Source organism: Acetobacter lambici (genome assembly GCF_011516885.1).
Lineage (GTDB): Bacteria > Pseudomonadota > Alphaproteobacteria > Acetobacterales > Acetobacteraceae > Acetobacter > Acetobacter lambici.
The window spans coordinates 1-8373 of sequence record NZ_WOTD01000064.1; the positions used below are offsets into that span (position 1 = coordinate 1).

An 8373-nucleotide genomic window follows, 5' to 3' on the forward strand; every position below is an offset into this window, starting at 1 on the left:
TGAAAGGCCACATCAACAGGCCTTACAGAAGACCGCACACGATCACACGTCAATATGGGTCAGAAAACTCTTGCATAACGGACGGCAACCACAGAAGAAATCCGCGTCGATAATACATCTGGAGGTATCATTCAGGCTGGTGGAACTGTTTCAGTAGCTGCTTCCACTATCAGCAATGACGCTGGCAGCGTTCTGGCGCTGAACGGCGATATTGCGCTGAACGCTGTGAGTGCGCCCTCTTCCGCACTGTCCTTCTCTAATGTGGGAGGAGCAGTAAAAGCGGCAGGAAACCTGATCCTGGTGACGGGGAACTGGCGTGATGATGCCAATGGCGTCATGAGTGCGGGGAAAAATCTTTCTGTACAGGCCTCTGAAGACCTGAGGATCGAGGGCGTCCTGGTAGGAGGGCAGGGCCTGCACCTTGATGCGACAGGTCTGACGAATGCTGCAAGCGGGCTGATCGCGACCGAGAATGGCACGCTGGACCTTGTCCTGAATGGAACAGGCACAGGAGAGGGGCTTTCCAACTCTGGCCGGATCGAAACGGCGGGCACCGGAGCTCTCCTTAACGTCACGACACAGGGGAACATTACTAATAGTGGAACACTTGTTTCCCAGGGTGATGTTGCGCTTGCGGCGCAAGATCTCAGCAATAGTGGTCAGGTTGGCTCGTTAACCGGGCAGGCGAACCTGACAGCTGCGTCTCTCCTCAATACAGGCAGATTGGTAGCGGCCGAACAGGTCAATGCAACTCTGACTGGTTCTGCCGTGAACACGGGGCTGATTTACGGCACGCAGGGCATAAACCTGAAGAGTGGGGAGCAGATTGATAATACGAATGGTCGTATCGGGGCCAATGGCACCATCGCGGTATCAGGGGCCAGCCTGACCAACACGAGTGGGGACATTATTACCGGTGTCGGAGCTCTGCTGGTGTCAGCGGCAGGCGGCGTGAGTAATGAAGAAGGGGTTATTCAGGCAGCAGGTGATGTTACGCTGACTGCCGCCTCGCTTGATAATGAGAACGCAGGGAAAATCATCAGTAATGCTGGCACCCTGAATATCCAGAACATAGGTGGTCAGGCAATGACGCTGATCGCCAATAACAACGGCGCACTGCAGGCAGAGAACAATATTGTTCTCGTGGCCAATAATCTCAATAACGGATCCGGTGCATTAATTAATGCAGTAAACGGTGGCCTGACTATTTCCGCAGGAGGCTCGACTGCAACTGCCAAAATCAATAATGCCAAAGGCACTTTGCAGTCATTGAATGATCTGGGCCTGACGGTGGCAGGCCTGGACAATGACGGTGGCAGTATCATCGAACGCTCTGGAACACGAACGCTTTTACTAACAAATGGGAGTGGGAGTGCGGTTGCTAATTTTAGCGACGCTGGTGGTATTTTGCAGGCTGCAGGTGACCTGAAAATTGATACAACTTCCCTGGGTGGGGCATCCAGACTGGTTGCGGGACGCAATCTTGACGTCACTGTCAGCAGCGATCTGAGCAGTGATACTCTGTTCCAGTCTGGCGGTGATGCCCGTCTGACAGTAGCCGGGAATTATACAGCCGCTTCCGGTGGCGGGCTATCCGCTGGAGGTAATGCCAGCATTCTTGCCACGACAGTGACAAATAATGGCGCATTGATGGCTAATGGTGGCGTTCTCGATGTGGCATCGGGCAGTGCGATCTTTAACACAGGCCTGATTGATGGTGCTGCTGGTGTTACGCTGGAATTGCCTGGAACATTGACTAACCAGTTGGGAGCCATTCTTTCCCAGAATGGATCAATCGGGATCGGGGCAAACAATAATGGTCCAGCAACCGCCGTTATCAACCGCTCTGGTGAGATTGCTGCCGATAGTGCCGATGGTGATGTTCGGATTAATGCTGGCTCTGTCACCAATGATGTGTTGAGCGGGGTCTCTGTTGCCAACAACAAGGTTTTATGGAGTCAGAACTACGGCGGAAGCAGCAATGTCAATATCATCGTCCCTCAGGGACTGTTGAACACAACGACTGGACTACAGGGAACAGGCCAGCTTGTCGGTCATGCCAACGGCGGTACAGTCTATGTGGAAGAAGATGGGGGGCTCGCCACCCTCAATAATGCTGCTTCCCTGATTTCGGCTGGGCGGGACATTGATATCACGACCACAGGCGGAATTGTTAACGATGCCAGCCATATCTCTGCGGGGCGCGATATTAACCTGAGCGGCGGTAGCCTCAATAATGTTGGCTATGCAGTTCAGCATGTTTTTTATGTTACCTGCAGGAATTTCTGGGGGTGTTCCTGGAGTAGCCAGTCTGACCCCGCATTTACTGGTGGGGCAACTGCTGCAAAACGGCACAAAAAGAAACTCGCTGGAATTACGATAGGTCATTATTGGACGGCGGCACCCCAACCAAAGGAACAATGGGGTTCGACAGAAACCTATTATGGTCCGACGGGGACTATTGTTGCCAAAGACAATATTGTTGGTGACTTCACAGGGGCGATCAATAACCAGACAAAAATCGTTAACGCCAGCCCGAGTGAATATACGACTTACACGGGTGAAACACCTGGCGGTCTTTCGCCTGTTGCCACCACATCAGGCGCAAACAACGTTGCAACGAATACATCATTGGAAGGAGCGGGTAAGGAAGCTCTTGCAACGGCTACCGGCGTTCTGGCTTATCAGGGAGTAGAGACGGCTCAGGTGAAGGCATCCTCTTCCGCGCAGGAAGCGAGCATGACGCTGCCGGGTTTTGCCGGCAGTAGTGACCCGACCGTTCCCAATGTCATTGCATCTATTCCCGGTGGCAGTGCGCTATTTATTCCTGATCCCAATCCAGCGGCGCATTATCTGATTGAGACCAACCCGAATTATGCTGCTCTCTCGGGGCTTTATGGTTCGCAGTATCTGCTGAACCGTCTGGGTAATAATACGGCAGATTATCAGTTTCTGGGTGATGCGAATTTTGATACCGAATTCATCCAGCAGCAGATTGTCGCGGCTACGGGGCAAACTTTCCTGGGAAGCAGTTACGAGACAAGCAATCAGCAGATGGCTCTTCTGCTCGATAATGCAGCCTCAGAGTCCAATACGCTTGGTCTGACATTCGGAACGGCGCTGACAGCCGCGCAGCAGGCGGCGCTAACGCAGAATATTGTCTGGTATGTGCCCGAGACTGTGAATGGGAAGACCGTTCTCACTCCCAGGCTCTATCTAGCCCCCGGGCAGGCAACACTTTCTGACGGTGCGGAAATTACTGCAGCCAATGTGACCCTGACCGGTTCAGATATCAATAATACCGGAACGCTGAACGCGACTACAGCACTTGCAGCGACCGCGAACAGTGGCGATATCGTCAATGCAGGTGGGGCCATTTCCGGTGGGAGTGTGACGCTCGCTGCGCTGAACGGCTCCGTGATCAATGAAGATCAGTTGAATACGTTCATGGTAAATGGTGGCTCAGCACAGTCCATTGGTGCGCAGGGCAACATTTCATCAGGTGGAAATGCGCAGATATCTGCGGCGCAGAGCATTACTTTTAATGGGGGTTCACTGAATGCTCTGGGTGATGCCTCTCTGGTGGCTGGGAAGGGAATTACGCTTAATTCGGTTGCGGCACAGGCGTCTCAGGATATCGAAGGGCATGACTACAGCCATCGGGCCAGCCAGACGGAGAACTTTGGCTCTTCCGTCACCGCCGGGGGCAACCTGACGGCCGCAGCTCTTGGTGGTGATCTCACGCTTGCAGGTGCAAATGTATCAGCGGGGAAGTCTGCAACCCTGTTGGCAACGGGCAATGTAGCCCTCAATGCGGTAACAGACAGCCAGTCGTCTTATACGCATACAGTTGAACATGGATTCCTGAACAAGACTTCTACAACCCGGAGCGAGGGCTCAACCGATCAGGTTGGGAGTACTGTAGCAGCAAATGATAATGTCACTGTGGTTTCAGGCAAGGATCTGTCGATAACAGGGACTATCGCAGGCGGTGGGGATGTCGCTCTTCAGGCAGGTGGCAAATTTACTGAAAATGCACTTCAGAATACTGTCAGCGCGTTTTACGAAAAGAAATCGTCTGGACTGTTCCTTGGAACCAGTGGAGCAGAAGCCAAGATCGGGTTTGGCAAAACCAAAGATACGGATAGTTATTCTCAAACGACATGGAGCCCCAGTGAGATTGCATCAACTGGTGGAAATCTAAGTATCACAGCGAATGACGCTGTCACGATTAACGCGTCTGATCTAGGTGCTGCAAAAACGGCAGCCATTAGTGGGTCTTCTGTCGCTTTCAATGCCCTGAATGATGTAACAACCCAGACGCAAACTCATAAATCTGTGTTCATCGGCAACACCATTGGCCTCGATCCGAACTCGATTGTCGGTCAGATGGTCGATATGGCGCTAGCGGCTTCTCAGGCATCTGGAAAAGATAGCGGCAAACTAGCTGCGGCAGATGGCGCACAGGCAGCTATGACCGGTGTAATGACAGGCATCCAGGCCAGTACCGCAGGAAGCATATCGCAAGTTACATCCCTTTCGAACTTATTCAAAAAAGGCGATACTCCCGACGGCAACATTGATCTGATTGCTGTCAGGTCAAATATTGGATTTGACCTCGAGAAATCAAAAACAACACTGACCACCAGCACAGTCGAAGGCTCGACGGCTGAAGCTGGAAATACTCTGTCCGTGACAGCCACGGGCGGAACACTCACGGACGCTCAATCAGGCGACATTATTGCGACAGCTTCGAATCTGTCCGGACAGAATGTGGTTTTGACCGCCCCAGGAAATGTAACGCTCCAAGCAGGGTATGACACGACACATGAGGTTGCGAGTTCAAAGTCTCTTTCGGCCAGCGTAGGGGCCTCCGCGAGCATTGGAACAAAAGGAGCTGGGGTTAGCGTTGAAGGACAGTTCGGTTTTTCCAAAACCAAGACCAACGCATCATCCAGCACAGCAGTAGATACGACCGTTGTTGGCACTGATAACGTCACTATTGCCAACGCTGCGGGCAAGACAACGCTGAACGGAGCTGAGGTCAACGGGAACTCTATTAATGTTGCGGCCAAAGATCTAACGATCACCACCGCGCAGGACACATCTCGCTACAATTCAAAGACCACAGGTGTAAACGCCAGTTTTTCTGTTCCGGTATGGGGTGCTGGAGATATTGGCGGGAGTGCGAGTTTCAGCCACAGCAAGACCAAGGATAATTATGCTTCAACGGAAGCGACCCAGTCCGGGCTTTATGCGGGAGCAGGTGGCCTGACTGTTTCTGTGGCGGATGCGACAACGCTGAACGGGGGCGTTATAGAAAGCACGGCCAATGCGGCTCTGAACCATCTGACAACCGGTTCGCTGATCGCCAACGACATTGCCAATTATGCTGATGCAAGTGCGAAGACGATGGGGTATCAGGCCAACGTCATGAAACCCGGTGGTGCGACGGGTGGTGGCACGGGCCATATGCTGACGGCAATTGGTACGGGCATGGCGTCCAACGCGGGAGGTCTTCTGGGCGCTGCGGTGCATCAGGATGCAAGTTCTGTAACCCGGTCAGCAATCGGGGCAAACGTGGTGGTCACGGCGGGGAGTGTAAGCGGCACACTCTCGCGTGATCCTTCGAGCGCCAATCATCCGCTGACGAACAGCTTTGATGCGCAGAAGATGCAGAACGACCTGCAGATCCAGCAGGTCGGATCACAGGTCGTAGGTGAAGTCGGTGGGGTTATTTCCGATGCGCTGAATCATGCCGGGATTTCCGGTTTTGGTACAACAGATGTCGGCAATGCCTGGGGGCGCATTGGGCTGGAAACCGCAGGGAGCGCTCTGGTCGCTGGGTTGTCTGGTGGGAATATCGGAGCAACGGCTGCCGGTACGGCAGCGGGAGATGCGGCTGCAATAGCAACGCGTGAGTGGGCAGGCTCAGTCGCACAAGCCATCACGACTGATGGAAATGCCCAGCGTGTGATTGAGAACATGCTGAGTAATGCGATAGGGGCCAGCGCTGGAGCCGCAGGCGGAGCGGCTGCGGGTGGTTCTGGGCACACCATGCTCAATGCATTGGCTGGCGCTGGCTACGCATCAGCCATACAGCAGTTCAATCAGGCAAACGAAAATGATGAAAAAGAAGCGAATAAGGGGCCTCGCAATATGCGAGAGGCTCTGGACTGGGTGTTAGGCCCCAGTCCAAGAGAAGTCACGGAAGAATTCAGAGAACAGACTTACGATACTGCAGCACATGAACTGGCAAAACTGGATCCATCTAACCCCGAACTACAAACATTAACAGATCCCAATCAGCCGCGGGTTATTAGTGACAATGACGTTTCAAGGATGGAGAATGCGCTTTTAGAGGCTCGTGAAGTCAACCGACTGTTGACGACACCAGAGGGAAGAAAAGAGCTTCTGGCAAAAACGCCAACGGGCGCAGAAAACCTGACCGAAGCCGCAAAAAAAGTCGCCGAACAAGAACAACTTGAAGGAATTGATAATTCATCAAGACTTCTACCTGAGGAGAATAAAAATGCACCTAAAATACAAAAACCTAATGGCATTCCGAATAATTGGATAGAAAAGCCCACAAGAAAAGGAGGGGGGGTTCGTTACACGAACCCAGAGAACCCCAATGATTTCGTAAGAGTGATGCCAGGGAATTCGGAAAGTCCTTTCCCTGCACAAAGAGGGCCATATGTTATACGATCAAGCAACGGACAGATTGTTAACGCGAATGGAGATGCTGTCTTAGGCAGTGACCCAGATGCTCACATTCCACTTTCACAGTTTGGATTTAAATGATGGACCATGAAGATCACAAAGTATTGAAGTTGTTTGAATTATTTTCTGATATTGAATTTCAGAAAAATAGCTGGTTTGGTTTTAATCATTCAGCGTCTTCTCCAGACGAGCTATGTAATAATATTGATGACATAAATTTGATAACATGGGTAAATAAAAACGAATCAATTCATCCATTATTATGTGAGTATATAAAAATATTTATTAAAAACGTAGAAGAACTTCCTGATACCCAGGAACCATTTTCAGCATTTTCTTCCAAAGAATGGATATCTTTGCGACTAAAGGCGTCAATTATTTTGGAGTTTATGAGACGCATTTTTAAATAGATAAGAATCCGTGTTGATTTTCACCGAGAACTCACCCGGGAAGGGTATAAATTTCCACTGAAAATTGACTCATGCCTGACACTGCTCCGATTTCAATTGACCGGAGCCCTATAGAGAAGTGATCAGTATAGATTTATTGAGTGTTGTGCGTTGTTGGCATCATCGGGATGGTCTACCAATCCGCGAGACCGAACATCGGACGGGCCTGGCACGGAACACGATCCGGAAATATCTTCGCGCAGGGACGGTTGAGCCTGTTTTCAGGGGATCAGAGCGTCCGAGTAAACTGGGCTCAGGACCGGCTCTGTTGCACAATTTCAGCGATTGGGCGTGCTGCGATCTTTGAAGGGTTTTCCTTACGCGACAGGGTGCGTGAGGGGGATTCCGAGCGCTGTGAAGCGATTGAGGACGGCAATCCGGACATGGACTTCGGTAATCTGGCGGTCGAAATCGCGAGCGCTCAAGCGTTGTCCCAATAGCTTGATGCAGTGCATTTTCGTTTCGACGCGGCTTTGTCGATGATAACCACTCCATCGTCTCCAGATAGCCCGTCCGAGATGCCTACAAGCCCGTAGAGTTTCATTTCGGGCGATGGCTCCTGCTGATGTGGGGCGCCATGGCTTTGCATTTTTCCGCGGGGGAATGATGGCCTGAGCGCCACGCGCGGCAATGGTGTCATGGGATCGCTTTGTATCATACGCGCCATCAACCGTGACACTGGCGATGTCTTCATCTTGAGGGATCTGCTCCAGAAGCATTGGCAGAACCGGGGCATCACCGATCTCGTTTCCCGTCATTTCAACGGCGCGGATTTCCAGAGAGCCTTCGTCAGCAGCAATATGAAGCTTGCGCCATATACGACGTTTCGAACCGCCATGTTTGCGCCTGTGCCATTCACTTTCTCCCTCGACCTTGATCCCGGTGCTGTCGATCAGAAGATGCAGGGGACCGTCCGAGCCGGGATAAGGGATATCGACCGTCAGGGCTTTCTGCCGACGGCTCAGCGTGCTGAAATCCGGCACAGACCACGCAAGTCCCGCCAGACGCAGAAGACTTTCGACAAAGCCTGTCGTCTGTCGCAGAGCAAAACCAAACAGAACCTTCAGCTGTTGATTTTCACTGAGAACTGGGTTCTTCCGCACTTTTCGTGATGGGTATCTTGTACTGAGGTTCCGGAACTGGGAAATCCAGAAAGTCGTTCACTTTCATGGATATTCCCCAGTGTCACGTCTTCGGTCTC

Annotated in this window: 2 protein-coding genes and 2 pseudogenes; 3 read left to right on the plus strand and 1 reads right to left on the minus strand. The window is 51.9% G+C overall.

Going from position 1 to position 8373, the window contains the following annotated elements:
* Positions 1–225: 225 nt before the first annotated feature.
* The 3 genes and pseudogenes from GOB86_RS13970 to GOB86_RS16205 form a co-directional block, all read left to right on the plus strand.
* Positions 226–6804: a hemagglutinin repeat-containing protein gene (locus GOB86_RS13970; RefSeq protein WP_165993212.1), complete on the plus strand. Its 6579-nt coding sequence runs from the start codon at positions 226–228 to the stop codon at positions 6802–6804.
* The gene (locus GOB86_RS13975) at positions 6801–7133 is read left to right on the plus strand and encodes a hypothetical protein (RefSeq protein ID WP_165993214.1); all 333 of its coding nucleotides are present in this window, start codon (positions 6801–6803) and stop codon (positions 7131–7133) included. Before GOB86_RS13970 ends, GOB86_RS13975 begins: the two co-directional genes overlap by 4 nt.
* Before the next feature lie 127 nt (positions 7134–7260).
* Positions 7261–7422: pseudogene (locus GOB86_RS16205) on the plus strand (IS21 family transposase); the annotation flags it as partial.
* A 67-nt stretch (positions 7423–7489) separates the two neighbouring features.
* On the opposite strand, the pseudogene GOB86_RS13985 reads toward GOB86_RS16205, so the two are convergent.
* Positions 7490–8239 (minus strand): annotated as a pseudogene (locus GOB86_RS13985) (IS5 family transposase); the annotation flags it as partial.
* Between the last annotated feature and the right edge of the window lie 134 nt (positions 8240–8373).

What these genes read in the sequence shown, in the direction of transcription:
- GOB86_RS13975 (WP_165993214.1), top strand. Translation starts at nt 6,801, where the DNA reads ATGATGGACCATGAAGATCACAAAGTATTGAAGTTGTTTGAATTATTT.